This is a genomic window from Pseudomonas sp. NIBRBAC000502773, assembly GCF_006517195.1.
Lineage (GTDB): Bacteria > Pseudomonadota > Gammaproteobacteria > Pseudomonadales > Pseudomonadaceae > Aquipseudomonas > Aquipseudomonas marginalis.
Map to the genome: position 1 here is coordinate 221815 of NZ_CP041189.1, position 17269 is coordinate 239083.

General features: G+C 61.6%; 10 protein-coding genes. 6 read left to right on the top strand and 4 right to left on the bottom strand.

Going from position 1 to position 17269, the window contains the following annotated elements:
• Nucleotides 1-82 precede the first annotated feature (82 nt).
• Nucleotides 83-943, bottom strand: coding sequence for a pirin family protein (locus NIBR502773_RS00905; protein ID WP_141155092.1), 861 nt, complete (start codon nucleotides 941-943; stop codon nucleotides 83-85).
• A 179-nt stretch (nucleotides 944-1122) separates the two neighbouring features.
• On the opposite strand from NIBR502773_RS00905, the gene NIBR502773_RS00910 reads away from it, so the two are divergent.
• A complete protein-coding gene (locus NIBR502773_RS00910) occupies nucleotides 1123-1866 on the top strand; it encodes a response regulator transcription factor (RefSeq protein WP_141155093.1) in 744 nt (247 codons plus the stop codon).
• Nucleotides 1867-1886: 20 nt separating this feature from the next.
• Entirely contained in the window at nucleotides 1887-3206 is a 1320-nt protein-coding gene (locus tag NIBR502773_RS00915; protein ID WP_168209028.1) for a HAMP domain-containing sensor histidine kinase, read from the top strand.
• On the opposite strand, the gene NIBR502773_RS00920 is transcribed toward NIBR502773_RS00915, so the two are convergent.
• Both NIBR502773_RS00920 and NIBR502773_RS00925 read right to left on the bottom strand, forming a co-directional pair.
• The gene (locus NIBR502773_RS00920) at nucleotides 3203-5143 is read right to left on the bottom strand and encodes a TonB-dependent receptor domain-containing protein (RefSeq protein ID WP_141155095.1); all 1941 of its coding nucleotides are present in this window, start codon (nucleotides 5141-5143) and stop codon (nucleotides 3203-3205) included. The two genes, NIBR502773_RS00915 and NIBR502773_RS00920, sit on opposite strands and share 4 nt — an antisense overlap.
• Nucleotides 5144-5221: 78 nt before the next feature.
• On the bottom strand, nucleotides 5222-6427 hold the full coding sequence (locus NIBR502773_RS00925; RefSeq protein ID WP_141155096.1) for a multidrug effflux MFS transporter: 1206 nt from the start codon (nucleotides 6425-6427) through the stop codon (nucleotides 5222-5224).
• Nucleotides 6428-6527: 100 nt separating this feature from the next.
• Here NIBR502773_RS00925 and NIBR502773_RS00930 point away from each other — a divergent pair, with 100 nt between their 5' ends.
• The 4 genes from NIBR502773_RS00930 (at nucleotide 6528) to NIBR502773_RS00945 (ending at nucleotide 15869) form a co-directional block, all read left to right on the top strand.
• Nucleotides 6528-7634, top strand: a complete 1107-nt coding sequence (locus tag NIBR502773_RS00930) for an efflux RND transporter periplasmic adaptor subunit (protein ID WP_141155097.1) — start codon at nucleotides 6528-6530, stop codon at nucleotides 7632-7634.
• A gap of 2 nt (nucleotides 7635-7636) precedes the next feature.
• Nucleotides 7637-10720, top strand: coding sequence for an efflux RND transporter permease subunit (locus NIBR502773_RS00935; protein WP_141155098.1), 3084 nt, complete (start codon nucleotides 7637-7639; stop codon nucleotides 10718-10720).
• 110 nt (nucleotides 10721-10830) lie between these two features.
• A complete protein-coding gene (locus tag NIBR502773_RS00940; protein ID WP_141155099.1) occupies nucleotides 10831-15552 on the top strand; it encodes an RNase A-like domain-containing protein in 4722 nt (1573 codons plus the stop codon).
• Nucleotides 15549-15869 (top strand): contact-dependent growth inhibition system immunity protein, encoded by a 321-nt coding sequence (locus NIBR502773_RS00945; protein ID WP_141155100.1) that lies wholly within the window; start codon nucleotides 15549-15551, stop codon nucleotides 15867-15869. Before NIBR502773_RS00940 ends, NIBR502773_RS00945 begins: the two co-directional genes overlap by 4 nt.
• 126 nt (nucleotides 15870-15995) lie before the next feature.
• Here the strand turns inward: NIBR502773_RS00945 and NIBR502773_RS00950 are convergent, their stop codons facing one another.
• Nucleotides 15996-17225, bottom strand: a complete 1230-nt coding sequence (locus tag NIBR502773_RS00950) for a M20/M25/M40 family metallo-hydrolase (RefSeq protein WP_141155101.1) — start codon at nucleotides 17223-17225, stop codon at nucleotides 15996-15998.
• Nucleotides 17226-17269 lie beyond the last annotated feature (44 nt).

Here is a 17269-nt window from a genome sequence, read left to right on the forward strand (position 1 = left end):
ATGCCGTTCCGGGGTATAGCGAAAACAAATGTGGGAGAAGGCTTGCCCCCTCCCACATTGACCTTGTGGCCGACCTTTAATCCTACATCTGCCCAAAACGACCCGATTGGAAATCCGCAAACGCCTGGTGAATCTCCTGCTCGGTATTCATCACAAACGGTCCATGCCCAACGATAGGCTCGTCAATCGGTTCGCCGCTGAGCAGCAGGACCTTGGCGTCGTCGTTGGCCTCCAGGGTGAGTTGGCGGCCGTCGCGTTCGAATAACGCCAGTTGACCTTGGCGTGCGACTTCTTCGCCATTGACCAGCACCGTGCCACGCAGGATCACCAGGGCAGTGTTGCGCCCGGCGTGCAGGTCGAGGGTGACGGGCTTGCTGGCGTTGAGGCGCAGGTCCCACACATCGATCGGCGTGAAGGTGCGCGCCGGTCCCTGGGTGCCGGCGAATTCACCGGCGATCAGGCGCAGGTGGCCGGCGTCGTTGGCCAGGGGCAGCGCGGGGATATCGCCGTCGACGATGGTCTGGTAGCCCGCGTCGGCCATTTTGTCCTTGGCGGGCAGGTTGACCCACAGTTGCACCATCTCCAACGCACCGCCGCTGCGGGCGAAGGCGGCGGAGTGGAACTCCTCGTGGAGGATGCCCTTGGCGGCGGTCATCCATTGCACATCGCCCCGGCCGATTTTGCCGCCGGCGCCGGTGGAGTCGCGGTGTTCGACTTCGCCGTCGTAGACGATGGTCACGGTTTCAAAACCGCGATGGGGGTGCTGGCCGACGCCGCGACGCTGGTTTGTCGGGGCGAAATCGGCCGGCCCGGCGTGGTCCAGGAGCAGGAATGGGCTGATGTGCTTGCCCATCGAGTCGTAGGAAAACAGGGTACGCACGGGAAAGCCGTCGCCGACCCAATGGGCGCGAGGGCTGGTGTAGATGCCGATGAGTTTTTTCATGGTAGTCCTCCAAAGTGCATACACCTTAAAACTCGCAGCAATTCAGCGCTAGACGGTAAAAACAACCTTGATCGTCCTACCGGCAGGACGACCTACGACTGCAGCCTCACAAAAACAGCGTTAATGATAATGACTCGTAGTAATATCCGCCCTCTCCCGCTCAACCCTCGAGGGCTGCAATGCCGTTTGCCCCTGCGCCTGTCGCACCGCGCGTGCTGGTGGTGGATGACCACCGCAAGATTCGCGAACCCTTGGCCACGTACCTGCGACGTTACACCTTTGAGGTGCGCACCGCTGAAGACGCGGCCGGCATGTGGCAATTGCTCAAGACCCAGGCGTTCGATGTGGTGGTGCTCGACGTGCTGCTGCCGGATGGCGATGGCTTTGAGTTGTGCAACCAGTTGCATCGGCGCAGCAACACGCCGGTGATCCTGCTGACCGCCCGCGACACTGCCGCCGACCGCGTGCGCGGCCTGGACCTGGGTGCCGACGATTACGTCACCAAGCCCTTCGAGCCCCGGGAGCTGGTGGCGCGTATCAACAGCGTGCTGCGCCGCCAGGGCCGCGCGACCGGCCCCACTGCGCCCGGCGCCGGCGCACGGGCCTATGAGTTTGCCGGCTGGCACTTTAGTGTGGCCAGCGCCACCTTGCGCCGCGACGGCAGCCCGGCCATCCGGCTCAGCACTGCCGAAAGCCGGCTGTTGCAAGTGTTCCTCGCCCACCCCAACACCCTGCTGCCCCGCGAACGCCTGATCGACCTCACCGCCGCCGCCGACAGCGATGTCAGCGACCGCGCCATCGACCGTCAGGTCAGCCGCCTGCGCCGCAAGCTGGCCCAGGGCGATGCCACCCCGGAACTGTTACGCACCATCTGGGGCGGCGGCTATCTATTGGCGTCCGAGGTCAGCGAATGCACACCTTGAGCCGGCTGTGGCCGCGCACCCTGGCACGGCAGTTGAGCCTGTTGTTGTTGCTGGCACTGCTGGCGTCGAACGCCATTGCGATGTTGTTTTTGCAACGCACCGGCAGCCTGATCCACCCGCTGTCGCGCAGTTTCAGCCTGGAACGCCTGGGGATTGCCCATCACACGGCAATCGACCTGACCCCAAGTGAAACCGCGCACCTGCTGGCCGGCATGAGCACCGACGACACGCGCTTCTGGATCGGCCCCACGCCGGAGGTGGCGCCGTTTGCGCAACGCCCGGAAGAACAACGCCTGGCCAACGAGCTGCGGCGCCAATTACAGCTGGATAACGCCGCCGCCATCGGCATGCAGTTGGAACGCATCAGCGGCGCCGACGCCCGTACCCATGTGTTCAGCCCCGCCGGGTGGGCGCCGTTGCGCCTGCGCAGCAGCGTGCCGCTGCCCAACGGTACCTACCTGAATGCCGTGCAATACCCCGCCGGCGCCTATGAATGGGGCCGCGTCCTGGCCTACAGCCTGCCGGTGACGACCCTGCCGGTGCTGCTGATCGTGATGTTTTTCATTGCCCGCGTGGTGCGCCCGATCAAGACCCTGGCCCAAGCCACCGAGCGCGTCAGCCGCGGTGAATGGATCGCCCCGCTGGCGGAAACCGGCCCACAGGAAGCCCGCGACCTCACTGCCGCCTTCAACACCATGCAGGTCAACCTCGCCCGGCATGTCGAAGGCCGCACGCGGATGCTCGCAGCAGTCAGCCATGACTTGAATACGCCGATCACCGAACTGCGCCTGCAAGTGGAGTTGCTGGAGCCCGGCGCAGCCCGCAATGACATGCTCGAAAGCCTCGGGGAACTGAGTGCAATGGTGCGTGAAACCCTGGATTTCGTGCGCGATGACGCGGTGCAGGAAGCTACCACCACGCTGTCGTTGAGCGACTTGCTGGATGACCTGGCCAAGCGTTACCAACGCCTGCAACAGCCCGTCACCTGGGCCGGCGCACCCGCGTTGCTGCTGACCTGCCGCCCGCTGGCGCTCAAGCGCGCACTGACCAACCTGATCGACAACGCCCTGCGCCACGCCGGCGATGCCGACCTGAGCCTGGTTCGCGAGGACAACGGTTGGCTGCGCATCGAGATTCTCGACCACGGCCAAGGCTTGCCCGAAGCGTGGTTGAGCAAAGTCTTCGAGCCCTTCGTACAACGGGGTGTCAGTGACGGCGGCGTGGGGCTGGGCCTGGCGATCGCACGCTCGTGCATCCAGGCCCATGGCGGTGAGCTGGTGCTGGAGAATCGCGCACCGGCCGGCCTGTGCGCGGTGGTGCGATTGCCCACCGCGCTCTAGAAGTTGAGCGTGGCGCCCATCCACAAGGTGCGGCCGTAATTCACCGTGCCGTAGGTTTCATCGTCCAGGCGCTTGTCGGTGAGGTTGTTCAGGGAGGCGTTGAGGGTCAACGAATCGCTCACGTCGTAGGAGCCGCCCAGGTCAGCGGTGGTGTAGCCCGGCGCCGGTTCGTCGGTGGTGATGGTGTTGCCGGTTTCCTCGCCGTAGTAGCTCAGCGAAGCCCAGGCCTGGGTGCGGTCGTTAATGGTCCATTCCGTGCGCACATTGGCTTTTTGCTCAGGGGTGAGGGCCAGGGGCGCACCTTTGTTGGCACCGCTTTTCTGCTCGGAGTCGGTGTAGGTGTAGTTGGCCTTGAGCAACACGCTGGGGTTGATGTCCCATTGGCCGTTGAGCTCAACGCCCTGGATGATCGCCTTGTCGACGTTGACCCGCTCCATGATGGTGTAGCCGTTCCAGCGTCGGTCGGTGGTGACGGTGGAGAGCTTGTCCTGGAAGTCGTTGTAGAACAGCGTCACGCCGCCGGACAGGTTGTCGCGGTTGCTCCACAGTGCCGAGACTTCATAGTTGGTGCTGGTTTCGGGCTTGAGGTCCGGGTTGCCGAACATCACGAAGCGGTTGCGGCGCAGGTAGGCGTAATCCTCGACGACCGCACGCAGCTCGGGGGCCTTAAAGCCACGTGCAACACCGCCCTTGAACGTCCACTGCTCGGTGGCGCGCCACACCCCGTAGACCCGTGGGCTGAGGTGGGCGCCGTACTCTTCGTGCTCATCCAGGCGCAGGCCGGTGGTCAGCGCGAAGCTGTCGGTCATCGACCACTCGTTTTCCGCGAACAGGGCTTTTTGCACCACCGAGAATTTATAGTCGACGCGGTCACCGAGGCCCTGGTTCCAGTCGGTCAGCTCGCTTTTATTCCATTGCACGCCCACGGTGCTGACGTTGTGGGCGGTGGGCACCACCAGCTTGGCGTCAAACACGCTGTTCTTGATCTCGGGTTTACGCCCGTAGATGTCAGTCTGCGCCGGTGTCGCCTTGCCTTCACGGCTGGAGGTTTCCTGGGACAAGGCAATGTCCGAGGTGGCCCAGCCCCAGCGGCCCTGATGGGACAGCGACCAGTGATCGCGGTTGTTTTCCTGTTCGCGGGTGGCCCAGTTGGCGCTCATGCCGTCGCCATTCTTCAAGCGCGTGGCGCCGGCTTCCAGCAGGATGTCGTGGTCGATAGTGGGGGTGAAGGCCAGGCGCGCGGTGAGGTCGCGGTGGTCAGCCTTGCTGAAGCCATTGGTCTGCTCGATGTCGTCATCGGCCTGGCGATCCAGGTAGCGGCCCCACACCTGCAAACCGAGGAAATCTTCCTTGAGCGGACCACTGAGGTAGAACTGGGTCTGGCGTGCATTACCCTGGTCGCTGTGCTGGCGCGCCGAATAGTCATACCCGATGGAGCCGCCCCAGGTCGGTGAGACTTTGCGCGTGATCACGTTGATCACCCCGCCGATGGCATCCGAGCCGTACAGCGAGGACATCGGCCCGCGCACCACTTCAATCCGCTCGATGGCCGCAGCGGGTGGCACAAAGCTCTGTTCATAGCCACTGTTGCCGTTGACCCGCGATTCCCGCGCGCTCTGACGCTTGCCGTCGACCATGATCAGGGTGTAGTCGGCCGGCATGCCCCGGATGGAGATGTCGGTTTCATTCGCACCGCCGTTGACGGTCACGCCTTCCACGTCTTTAACCGCGTCGCCGAGGTCGCGATAAGACTTGCGACGCAGCGCCTCGCCATCGATCACGGTGACCGAGGCCGGCGCGTCTTCCACGCTTTGCGCAAAACCGGATGCAGTCACCACTACATCATTGAGTTCCAGTGCAACAGGCTCATCGGCGTGGGCATGAAGGCTGGTTGCAACCAGCAGGGCCAGGGGCGAGAAACGAAAAGCAGGCAGCATGGGCGAAGACCTTCGGATTAGACTCAAAAGAGAATCGTAATCATCCAGCCCCGAATAACTTGGACAAAGTGTGACAGCTCAAGCCGCCGCGACCTCCGCGGTACGGCGCTCACGCAACAGATGGAAGGCCACGAAGGCCGTCACGGCAAAACACGCCTGGATCACGATCATCGGTGTGGCACTGCCGTCGCGCAGGTGGCTCAGTAACAGGCCACTGCAGGTCGCGCCGAACATCTGCGCAAAACCCATCAAGCCCGCCGCCAAACCGGCGCGGTGAGCGTTGGGCATGACCCCACCGGTCACAGACCCGGGTAATACCAGGCCACCGCCGAGGGTTGCCAGCGCAATGGGAATATCCAGGCCCAGCACCGACAGACCAAACAGCGCATAAATCACCAGTGCGGCAATCCCGCCCATGGCCACCAGCGTCACGCCCATCGCCACAATCCGTTGCGGCCCCAGGCGCTGGATGTTGCGCCGGGTGTAGGTGGAACCGATGATCAGCATCGACACGATCAGGCCGAAATTGATGCCGTACTCCAGGCTGCTCAAGCCCAGCAGATTGATATACACCGCCGAGGAACCGGCGATCACCGCGAACATGGCGCCATAGGTGCACGCCAGCGCCACGGCAAACGCGCGGTACGGGCGGCCCTTGAGCAGGTCCAGGTATTGCCCGCCGAGGGTGCGCCAGTGGCCGGCCTTGGGGTCGAGGAAGTGGTTGCTCTCGCGGAAGAACAGCAGCGCCAGCAGCAGCACCCCACTGCCAATCGCCAGTGCCAGCAGGATCGGTGCACGCCAGCCCAGCAGCTTGATCAGCAGGCCGCCGACCATCGGGGCGACGACGATGGCGTACAGCATGCCGATCATGGTCAGCGCCAGCGCCGGCCCCGCGTCGGCCTTCCACACGTCACGCACCACGGTGCGCGCCAGTACCAGCGCAGCGCAGGCGCCGAGGCCTTGCACGACGCGAGCGGCGATAAATTGCTGGATGTCATTGACCAGCAGCATCGACAAGGTCGCCAGCACATACAGCAACAGCCCGCCGATCAGCACCGGACGGCGGCCGATGCGGTCCGACAGCGGGCCGAACAGCAGTTGCCCCAGGCCAAAGGCGGCGACAAACGCCGACAGTGCCATAAGCGCCGAACCCGGTGACGCCAACAGGGCGTGCTCGATCAGACCCAAGCCTGGAATGATCAATTGGGTCGAGACTTCACCCAGCGCCGTCAAGGCCACCAGTAAAAACAACAAGCTTCGCGATGGGGCCGGGGCGTTCGACATGGGGATTATCCGAGGCTGGATTTATTTATATTTCGACCATAATATGCGTAAAAAATTATGTCCATAATTTTTTGCCCAATGGTAATCCCCGGAGCCCGACATGATCCTTCTCCCCTCGCGCCTTCTCACGCCCCTGGCCGTGTTGATCGTCCTCAGCGGCTGCAACAGCCAGGCCGACACCACCGCCCAAGCGCCGCAACCACGCCCGGTACTCGCCGCCAAGGTCGAAGCCGCCGGCACTCAGCAAAGCGCCTACACCGGCGTGGTGGCTGCGCGTACGGAAAGCGACCTGGGCTTCCGGGTCGGCGGCAAGGTCATCGAACGCAAGGTCGACCCCGGCCAGCACGTTTCCCGTGGCGACACCCTGCTGGTGCTCGACATCGGCGACTTCGAGCTGGCCCTGCGCTCGGCGAAAAACCGCGTCAACGCCGCCCAGGCCCAGCTGCGTCAGCGCCGTGACGATGAAAACCGCTACCAACGCCTGGCCAGTACCGGCGCGGTGTCACGGCAGATCTTCGACCAGTCGGCCACCAACCTGCGCGTGGCCGAGGCCGAGTTGGCCGCGGCGCAATCCGACGCCAGCCAGATCGAGAACCGCCGCACTTATTCGGTGCTCAAGGCCGATGGCGACGGCATCATCACCGACGTGCGGGCGGACCGCGGCCAAGTGGTCGCCGAAGGGCAAATCGTCGCGCGCCTGGCCCATGACGGTGCCCGCGAAGCCATCGTCAACCTGCCGGAAAACCAGCGCGACCAGGCCGCGCAAAAAGCCCTGGCCTTCCCCTTCGGCGCCCCGGACCAGGCGGTGACGGCGACCTTGCGCGAACTGTCGGCCAGCGCCGATCCCACCACCCGCACCTACCGCGCCCGTTATGTGCTGCACGGTAACGTCGAGCGCTTCGCCCTCGGCTCGACCATCACCGTGCGCCTGCAAGGCAATGGCCACGCACAACAAACCCGCGTACCCATCGGCGCCTTGCACGATGCAGGGCAAGGCACCGGGGTGTGGTTGATCGGCGCGGATGACAAGGTCAGCTTCGCCGCCGTCAAGGTCGCCAGCCTCGGCCAGGAAGACGCCCTGCTCGACAGCGGCGTGAACCCCGGCCAGGTCGTCGTCGCCCTCGGTGCGCACCTGTTGCACAGCGGCGACGCGGTGCGCCTGTTGCCCGCCCAGGTACTGGCCCTCAACCGCAAACAGGACCAATGAGCATGCGCGGCATCAACCTCTCGGAACTGGCGGTCAAGCACCGCGCAGTCACGCTGTTTTTGATCATTGCGATCCTCGCCGCCGGGATCTTCTCGTTCGGCAAACTGGGACGCGCCGAAGACCCCTCGTTTACCGTCAAGGTCATGACCATTACCGCCGCCTGGCCCGGCGCCACTGCCCAGGAGATGCAGGAGCAGGTGGCCGACCGCCTGGAGAAGCGCCTGCAGGAACTGGACTACTACGACCGCGTCGAGACCATCGCCCAGCCGGGCTTTGTGTCGATGCGCATGACCTACAAGGAGTCCACGCGCCCCAGCGAAATCCAGGAGCTGTTCTACCAGACGCGCAAAAAACTCAGCGATGAAGCCGCGAGGCTGCCCAACGGGGTGATCGGGCCGTTCTTCAACGATGAATATTCCGATGTGTACTTCGCCCTGTACGCCCTGGAGGCCGAGCACTTGCCCCATCGGCAACAGGTGCAGATGGCCGAGGAATTGCGCCAGGGCCTGCTCAACCTGCCGGGGGTGAAGAAGGTCAATATCCTCGGCGAGCAGGCGCAGCGGATTTTTGTCGAGTTCTCCTATGAGCGCCTGGCGACCCTGGGGATCAAACCGGAGCAGATCTTCGCCGCCCTCGCCGCGCAGAACGCCGTGGCCCCGTCAGGTTTTGTCGAAACCGCAGGCGCGCGCGCCTATATTCGTATCGACGGTGCCTTCGACAGCCTGGCGCTGATCGAAAACGTGCCCCTGGAAGTCAACGGTCGCGTGCTGCGCATTGCCGATGTGGCCAGCGTCAGCCGCGGTTATGAAGACCCGCCCAACTACCGCATCCGCCACCAGGGCGACCCGGCGCTGATGCTCGGCGTGATCATGGAAAAGCACTGGAACGGTCTGGAACTGGACAAAAGCCTCAAGGCCGAGGAAGCCCGGATCCAGGCGGACCTGCCGTTGGGCGTGAACTTCGCCAAAGTCTCCGACCAGGCGAAAAACATCAGCCTGGCGGTCAATGAATTCATGCTCAAATTCTTCGTCGCCCTGGCGGTGGTGATGATCATCAGCCTGTTGGCGTTGGGCTTTCGCGTCGGCCTGGTGGTGGCGGCGGCGGTGCCGCTGACCTTGTCGGTGGTGTTTGTGATCATGCTGCTCACCGGGCGTGAGTTCGACCGCATTACCCTGGGCGCGCTGATCATTTCCCTGGGCCTGCTGGTGGATGACGCCATCATCGCCATTGAAATGATGGTGGTGAAACTGGAGGAAGGTTTTGACCGGATTCATGCGGCCACCTTCGCCTGGAGTTCCACGGCGGCACCGATGCTTACCGGTACGCTGGTGACGATCATCGGCTTTCTGCCGGTGGGGTTTGCACGGTCCGGTGCCGGGGAATACGCCGGCAATATCTTCTGGATCGTCGGCTTTGCGCTGATCTCGTCCTGGCTGGTGGCGGTGGTGTTCACGCCGTACCTGGGTGTGAAGTTGCTGCCGCAGATCAAGCCGGTGCCCGGCGGCCACGAGGCGATTTATGCCGGGCGCTATTACCAGAAGCTGCGTGATTTGGTCGAAGCCTGCGTACGCAGGCGTTGGCTGGTGACCGGGTTGGTGATCGCTGCCTTTGTACTGTGCGTACTGGGCATGGCCGTGGTGAAGAAACAATTCTTCCCCAACTCCGACCGGTCCGAGCTGATTCTTGAGGTGTATATGCCGCCCGGCAGTGCCTTCAAGAGCACCGAGGCGGTGGCGGCGCAGTTGGAAAAGGCGCTGCTGCAAGAGCCGCAGACCAGCATGGTCGACACCTATGTGGGCGGTGGTGCACCGCGTTTCTTCCTGTCGCTGAACCCCGAAATGCCGGACCCGGCGTTTGCCAAGCTGATCGTGCAGACGCCGGACTCTCACGCCCGCGACGCCTTGAAGCTGCGCATGCGTGAGCGAATTGCGGCCGGTGAGTTTCCAGCGGCGCGGGTGCGCGTCACCCAATTGCTGTTCGGCCCGCCGGTGCCCTTCCCGGTGGTGTTCCGCGTGTCCGGCCCGAATGTGGAGGTGCTGCGCGGCGTGTCCGAGGACGTGCGCAAGGTCGTTGCCGCCAACACGCTGACCAAGGACGCCTTTCTCGATTGGGGCGAGCGCACCAGCGGTTATCGCCTGGTGCTGGATCAAGACCGCCTGCGCCTGCTGGGCTTTACCCCCAACGAGGTCAAATCCCAGCTCAACGCCTTGCTCAGCGGCAACCCGATCACCGAAGTGCGTGAGGGCAACCGCACCGTGTCCGTGGTCGCCCGCGCCCAGGGCAACCAGCGCGAGAACCTCGGTAACCTCAACAACATGACCCTGACCAACAGCGCCGGCACGTCGGTGCCCCTGGCCCAGGTCGGGCAGTTCCAGGCGGTGATGGAAGAACCGATCCTCAAGCGCCGCAACCGCGCGAGCACCGTGGAAGTACGCGCCGACATCATCGACGGCGTGCAACCGCCCGACGTGGAAATGGCCGTGTACAAAGACCTGCAACCGCTGATCGCCCGGCTGCCGGCCGGTTACCGGATCGACATCGGCGGCCCGGTGGAAGAAAGCGCCAAGGCCAATGTGGCGCTGGCGGCGCTGTTCCCGATCATGATCCTGCTGACCCTCACGGTGATCATGTTCCAGGTGCGTTCCTTCGGCGTGATGTTCATGGTCTTCGCCACCGCGCCGCTGGGCTTGATTGGCGCGGTGCCGACCTTGCTGCTGTTCAACCAGCCGTTCGGGTTCAACGCGATCCTGGGCTTGATCGGGATCGGCGGGATCCTGATGCGCAACACGTTGATCTTTACCGACCAGATCCGCCAGAACCAGGAGCATGGCATGGCGATCCACGCGGCGATTGTCGAGGCCACGGTGCGGCGCGCGCGGCCGGTGATATTGACCGCGCTGGCGGCGGCGCTGGCGTTTATTCCGCTGACGTTGTCGGTGTTCTGGTCGTCCCTGGCATTCGTGCTGATTGGCGGGGTGCTGGTGGGCACGGTGTTGACGCTGTTATTTCTGCCGGCGCTGTGCAGCCTGGTGCTGGGGCGAGAGAAGACAAAAATTGTCGAAACGCCCCACGTAAGCGCCGGATAAGCACTACTCCCCTGCCCTGAAAACCGCTGCAAAGTCCCTCGCCTGAATACACAGTGCGAGGGATTGCAGATGGTGGTTTTCGTTAAAGCCCCGGTTGAAGGGGCTGTTTCATGATCGAGGTGACCCGCCAAGCCATTGGCTACCTGGTGCTGGCCGCCATGGATTCAAAGACGCGAGACATCGAATCCGTTCTCAGCGACTTCGGGCGCTGCCTCAATACCTACGAGACCTGGGCGGAAAGCTTCTTTAGCTTTTCGGCCCTGGATATCGAACAGATCTTCAAAGTCGGGGATGACGTGGCGCTCGTCGCGCCGATCAACCGCGCCATCCTTCCCAGCAGCACGACCGCAACGTGCCAGGCAAACGGCACGTTGACCCTGGTGCATATGTTCCAGAGCGCTCGGTTCGTGCCCATTGGCAATACGCCCGTGATGGTGCAGCGCATCGATCCAGAGGGCGGCCCCCTGGGCGAGCCGATCCACAAGACCATCGGCCCCAGCGGCATCCTCGAAATCACCGAGTGTGATCGCAACCAGCAGTACCGGGTCAGCTTCTACCCCAACGTCTCCAAAGACCATTTCAAGGCGCTGTATGCCTCTTATCAGTCGGTTATCGCCCCGCTGGACGGTTGGTTGCGCGGTGAATGGGAGACCACCTTCGAACCGTTGTGGAAGGGTTACTCCGAAGCCAGCTTCCCCAAGCGCTACCTCGCCCTGCATCAAGCCTATGCCCGCGGCTTCGGCGAAGCGCTTTACTCGCTCTGGGACACTGTCAAGCAGCTGTTTCAGTGGCTTGGCGACCCGTTGGCCTATGCCGAACAACTGCTGCATTACCTGTCAGCGGACGAACTTGAAAAGCTGCTGAGCCTCGGCGCCGACACCCTCGCCAAGGGCTTGTTGGTGCTCAGCGACGAGCCGCTGCTGTTCATCCATCTGTCGGCAATGGTCAGCTGGATGCGCCTGTTGCCGCCGCCCTATATGAACGAGTTGCTCGGGGAAATCAGCGCCGATGTATTGATCAACTTGTTGCTGTGCCTCGCCACTGCCGGGATGGGGATGGCGGTGCGAATAAGTACCAACGTGCTGGGCGGCATCAAGTCTCAACGTGCGCGCCGATGGGTGGAGCGCATGGCGGGGCAGTTCGGAAAATCGCCCATGGATGAGCATGTCGAGCTCGCCAAACCGGTTCTGCTGGGTGGCCCTGAAACGTCGATCAAAACCATTCCGGTGGCGCCGTTGAAGGCTGGGGAGCATGTGGTTTCGAACCCCGTGCCGGCGGTTCGCAGGAAGACTCGGCAGACGGTGTTGGTCAGGCAGGAGCCTGTCGATGATGTGCCGGTTTCAGGGAAAAACCCGAACGGGGATGCGGCGGCGGCTTCGGATAAGACCGTCACCAACGGCTGCCCCGTGTCGATGGTTACCGGGGAGGAATTGCTCACCCTCACCGACGGCACGTTGGATGGGATCTTGCCGTTCGAGTGGACCCGGCTGTATCGCACCAGTGCGGTGGAAGTGGATGGCGGGTTGGGGTTTGGCTGGAGTCATTCGCTGGCGCATCGGCTTGATGTGTCGGGCGATTCGGTGGTGTGGACGGACCATGAGAATCGCTCGATTGGGTTTCCACTGCCGACTGTTGCTCGACCTGCCATCACCAATAGCCTGGCCGAAGCCGCGGTCTATCTGGGCGCGTCGCCGGATGAACTGGTGCTGGCCCAGGCATCACGGTTCTATCACTTTCGCGACGGGGTGTTGGCCTCCATCAGCGATGCGTATGACAACCGGCTGCGGATTTCTCGGGATTATTTGGGGCGCATTGAGCGGCTGGATAACGGTGTCGGGCGTTCGCTGTTCCTGCGCTATGCATTTGGCCACATCGTCGCGGTGGACTATCAGGTCCAGCGCGCCAAGGGGCATGAACCCTTCGAGTGGGTGACCGAGCAGAACGTTGTTTCCTACGACTATGACGACCTGGGACGGTTGGTTTCGGCGACCAATGCGGTCGGCGAAAGCGAGGTTTATCGCTACGACGAGCAGCACGTGATTCTTGAGCGTGGGCTGGCCGGTGGGGCGAGTTTCTTCTGGGCGTGGGAACGGGCTGGCAAGGCCGCGCGATGTGTGCGGCATTGGGCCAGTTTTTCGCAGATGGACACGCGGTATGCCTGGGGGGACGACGGTCGGGTCACGCTGCATAACGCCGATGGCAGCCAGGAAGTGTACGTCCATGACGACCGGGCGCGGCTGGTGCAGCGGATTGATCCGGACGGTGCCCAGCATTTCAAATCCTACGATGCCAAAGGCCGACTGACGGTTGAGCAGGATCCGCTGGGGGCGGTGACGGCGTATCAGTACGACGAAGCCGGACGTTTGGTGGCGTTGTTTCCCGGGGATGATGAGCCGACGTCCTACGAGCATGACAATGGTTTCGTACGGGTTATGCGCCGTGGTGAGGCGGTCTGGAAGTACGAGCGCAATGACCAGGGCGATGTCATCCGCAAGATCGATCCCGATGGTCATGTTACGGATTACAGCTACGACCAATACGGGCAACTGGTTGGGGTTTGGTACCCGGATCACAGTTGTCAGCGACTGGTGTGGAATGAGCGGGGGCAACTGGTTGAGGAGCAGTTGCCCAATGGCGGGATCAAGCGTTATCGCTATGACGATCTTGGCCGGCAGGTGGCGCGCGAGGATGAGCATGGCGCGCTGACCCAGTATCAGTGGGACAGCGTGGGTCGCTTGGTTCGCGTGGTGCTGCCCGGTGGGGCATGTCGGGAATACAGCTACAACCCCTACGGAAAAATCACTGCCGAACGCGATGAGCTGGGGCATCTCACCCGCTACGAATACGCCAACGGCCTGCACCTGATCAGCTGCCGTATCAACGCCGACGGTAGCCAGGTCAAGTACCGCTACGACAATGCGCGATTACTGCTGACCGAGATCGAAAACGAGGTTGGCGAGACCTACCGACTTGCTTATCACCCCAACGGCCTGATCCAGCAGGAAATCGGCTTTGACGGGCAGCGCACCGCCTACGTCTACGACCTCAACGGCAACCTGCTGGAAAAGACCGAATACGGTGACGACGGCAGTCATCTCGTTACTCGTTATGAGCGCGATCACGCCGGACGCCTCGTCAGAAAAACCCTGCCAGACGATAGCCTTGTTGAATATGCCTACGACCGCCAGGGCAACCTCCTCAGCGTCGATGACGGCCACTGGGCGCTGGCCTACGAATACGACCCACAAAACCGCCTCACCGCCGAGCACCAGGGCTGGGGCACCTTGCGCTACGGCTACGACGCCTGCGGCCAGCTTCAACACCTGCGCCTGCCCGATAACAACCGGCTGGTTTTTAATCATGCGAAAGGCGGCCACCTCGCCAGCGTCGCGTTAAATGGCACGCTGCTAACGTCTCATCTGTTCAGGACCGGCCGTGAACACCAACGCGCCCAGGGGAAACTGCTCAGCAGCTACCAACACGACGAACAGGGCCGCCTGTTCAACCACGGTATCTGTGACAGCGAAGGCGCGCTGTACCGACGTCAATACGACTACGACAAATCCGGCAACCTCACCCGCCTGCTCGACACGCGCAAAGGCGAACACCACTACCACTACGACCCACTAGGCCGTCTCACCCGCGCCGACCACTCCCAAGACCTGCAGGAACGCTTCGGCCACACCCCGGCCGGCACCCTGCTGATGCAAGACCGCCCCGGCCCCGACATCGTTGCCGGCAACCGCCTGATGATCCAGGGCGACCGCCACTACGACTATGACGCCTTCGGCAACCTCATCCGCGTGCGGCGCGGCAAAGGCCATCAACTCGTCACCGAATACCGCTACGACTGCCAGCACCGGCTGATCGGCATTACCCAGCCCAACGGCCAAACCGCGAGCTATCGCTACGACCCGTTTGGGCGGCGTATCAGCAAAACCGTGGACGGCATCACCACGGAGTTTTTCTGGCAAGGCGACAAGCTGATTGCCGAGCACCATGCGGATCGCCATCGCAGCTATCTCTATGAACCCGACAGTTTCCGTCCGCTGGCACTGCTGGAAGGCTTCGGCCCAAAAAACACCAAAGCCTTCCACTACCAACTTGATCACCTCGGCACGCCCCAGGAACTGACAGACCCAGAGGGCGAAATCGTCTGGTCCGCCCACTACCGCGCCTACGGCCAGATCAGCCGACTCGACAAAGGCACAATCGACAACCCGCTACGTTTTCAGGGTCAGTACTTCGATCAGGAAAGCAGACTGCACTACAACCGCCATCGCTACTACAATCCGGATATTGGGTGTTACCTGACGCCTGATCCGATGAAGTTGGCGGGTGGGATCAACGCGTACCAGTACGTGCCCAATCCGACGGGGTGGGTGGATCCGTTAGGGTTAAGCTGTAAGATTGGAAATTGCCCGGATTCAAAAAACGATTTAACAAAAAAAGCATCTCCTGGAGTATTAACTACTCACGAGAAGGCTGGAGGACACCTGATTGAAAAACATGTCGGTCGAACAGACGAACAGTTAGCGGCAAGATTTGAATCAGAACCGCACATCCCAGCCTCATCCACCTTCAAAACTCTAGAAGAGGCTGAGGCTATAGTGTCCAAAAGCTTGACTGCACACCAGCAAGAAATAACTACATTTTTAAGTGGAAACAAAGAAAAACTCTTAATTAAAGGCAGCTCAAGTCAACCCGTAGGGGTAAGCATGCTAAATGGAGCAACAAAATCCGTACCTGTTTATAAGTTCCTATTAGTCATAAAACGAGCTCCTAAAATGCCAGATGGCTACCTATTGCTAACAGGATACCCAGAAAAATGAATGAACTATTAACAGAGCTACAACAATTTTTTGGTGCTTACTTTAATCAGGATTGGGCGGAAGATCATTCATCTGCCGATGATGTCATTGATGCATTTCTAATGGACTCGCCTAGAGAAATAATCATGACAGTAAAACAGGAAATTTTAGAGCTGATAAATTCGTATACCAATGAGCCAGACCTTCAAGAAAATTTACTGCATATACAGCATTGCTATTACTACTATCCACACCAATGGGCCTCAGGCCCGTTATGGCTAAATCACATAGTTCGAAAGTTTGATGAACACCTACAAAAAAACCAATATTCAACTTAAAAAACAGCCGTATAACGATCTTTGCTATTAATATTTTGGCCTGCTGCGCAGTCCACGCAGGGCAAGCCTGCTCACCACAAGGAATGAAGGCTCAGCCAAATTGAATGGGTGAGCCTCCCAGCCTGATCAGCGTTTACTCAGTTCCATAATCATCCGACTTAACAAGTAAATCCGCGGTGCCACGCTCTCCACCTCCGCATACTCCTGCGGTGTATGAATATTCCCCCCCACTATCCCAAACCCATCCAACGTCGGCGTCCCCACCCCGGCCGACAAACTGGCATCCGCCGCGCCGCCGCTGCCTTCAATGGTCAACTTTTTACCCAGCTCCCCATAAATCCCCTGGGCAATCGCCACCAGCTTGTCCGACTCCGGCGTCTGCGGCATGGGCGGCAGGCCGCGTTTCAGGCTGGTGGTCACTTCGGTTTCCGGGATCAATTTGTTGGCGGAGACCCGCACCAAGTCCTTCTCGATCCGGTCGAACTCTTCCGGCAATGCCGCACGCACGTCGGCCTTGGCCGTGGCTTGGTCGGGGATGACGTTGGTGCGGTCGCCCGCGTTGATCACGGTGAAGTTGATGGTGGTCTTCTTGTCTTCATCGCCGAGTTTGCCCAGTTGCAGAATCTGGTGCGCGGCTTCCATGGCGGCGTTGCGTCCCAGCTCCGGGGCGACGCCGGCGTGGGCGGCTTTGCCTTTGACTTCGACCACGGCGGTGGCACTGCCTTTACGCCACACCACCAGGCCGTCGGCTGGGCGGCCAGGTTCCAGGTTCAGCGTGACGTCGTGGGCCTTGGCGGTGTTGCGGATCAGTTCAGAGGCGATGTCGGAACCGGTTTCTTCGCTGGCATCGAGCAGGAAGGTAATTTGTGCGTAGTCCTTGAACCCTTGGTTCTTCAGGACTTTGAGCGCGTAGATGCCGGCGACGATGCCTCCCTTGTCATCCATCACCCCGGGGCCATAGGCGCGGCCATCCTTGATGTGAAACGGCCGTTCGGCCGCCGAGCCTTCCTTGAACACGGTGTCCATGTGGGCCATCAGCAGGATTTTGGCCTTGCCGTTGCCCTTGAGGGTGGCGATCACATGGCTGCTGTTGGCGGTGGTATCCGGCACGCGCTCGATGGTGAAGCCCAGCTGTTTGAGTTCATCGACGGTGATGTCACTCACCTGGGTCAGGCCTGGCCCGTAGCCGGAACCCGAATCGATATTCACCAGGCGCTCCAGCAGTTTCAAGGCCGGGGCCTTGTACTGCTCGGCATCCGCCTGGATCTGTTTGTGGGGTTCGGCGCTGTAGGCCGGGACTGCAAAAGACAAGGCCAACGTAGCGGCCAGGAAAGTACGCGGGAAGGTGAAGGGCATGAACCGATCCTTGTTTTTTGTTGGGGTGCCGCCTCACCCTACCC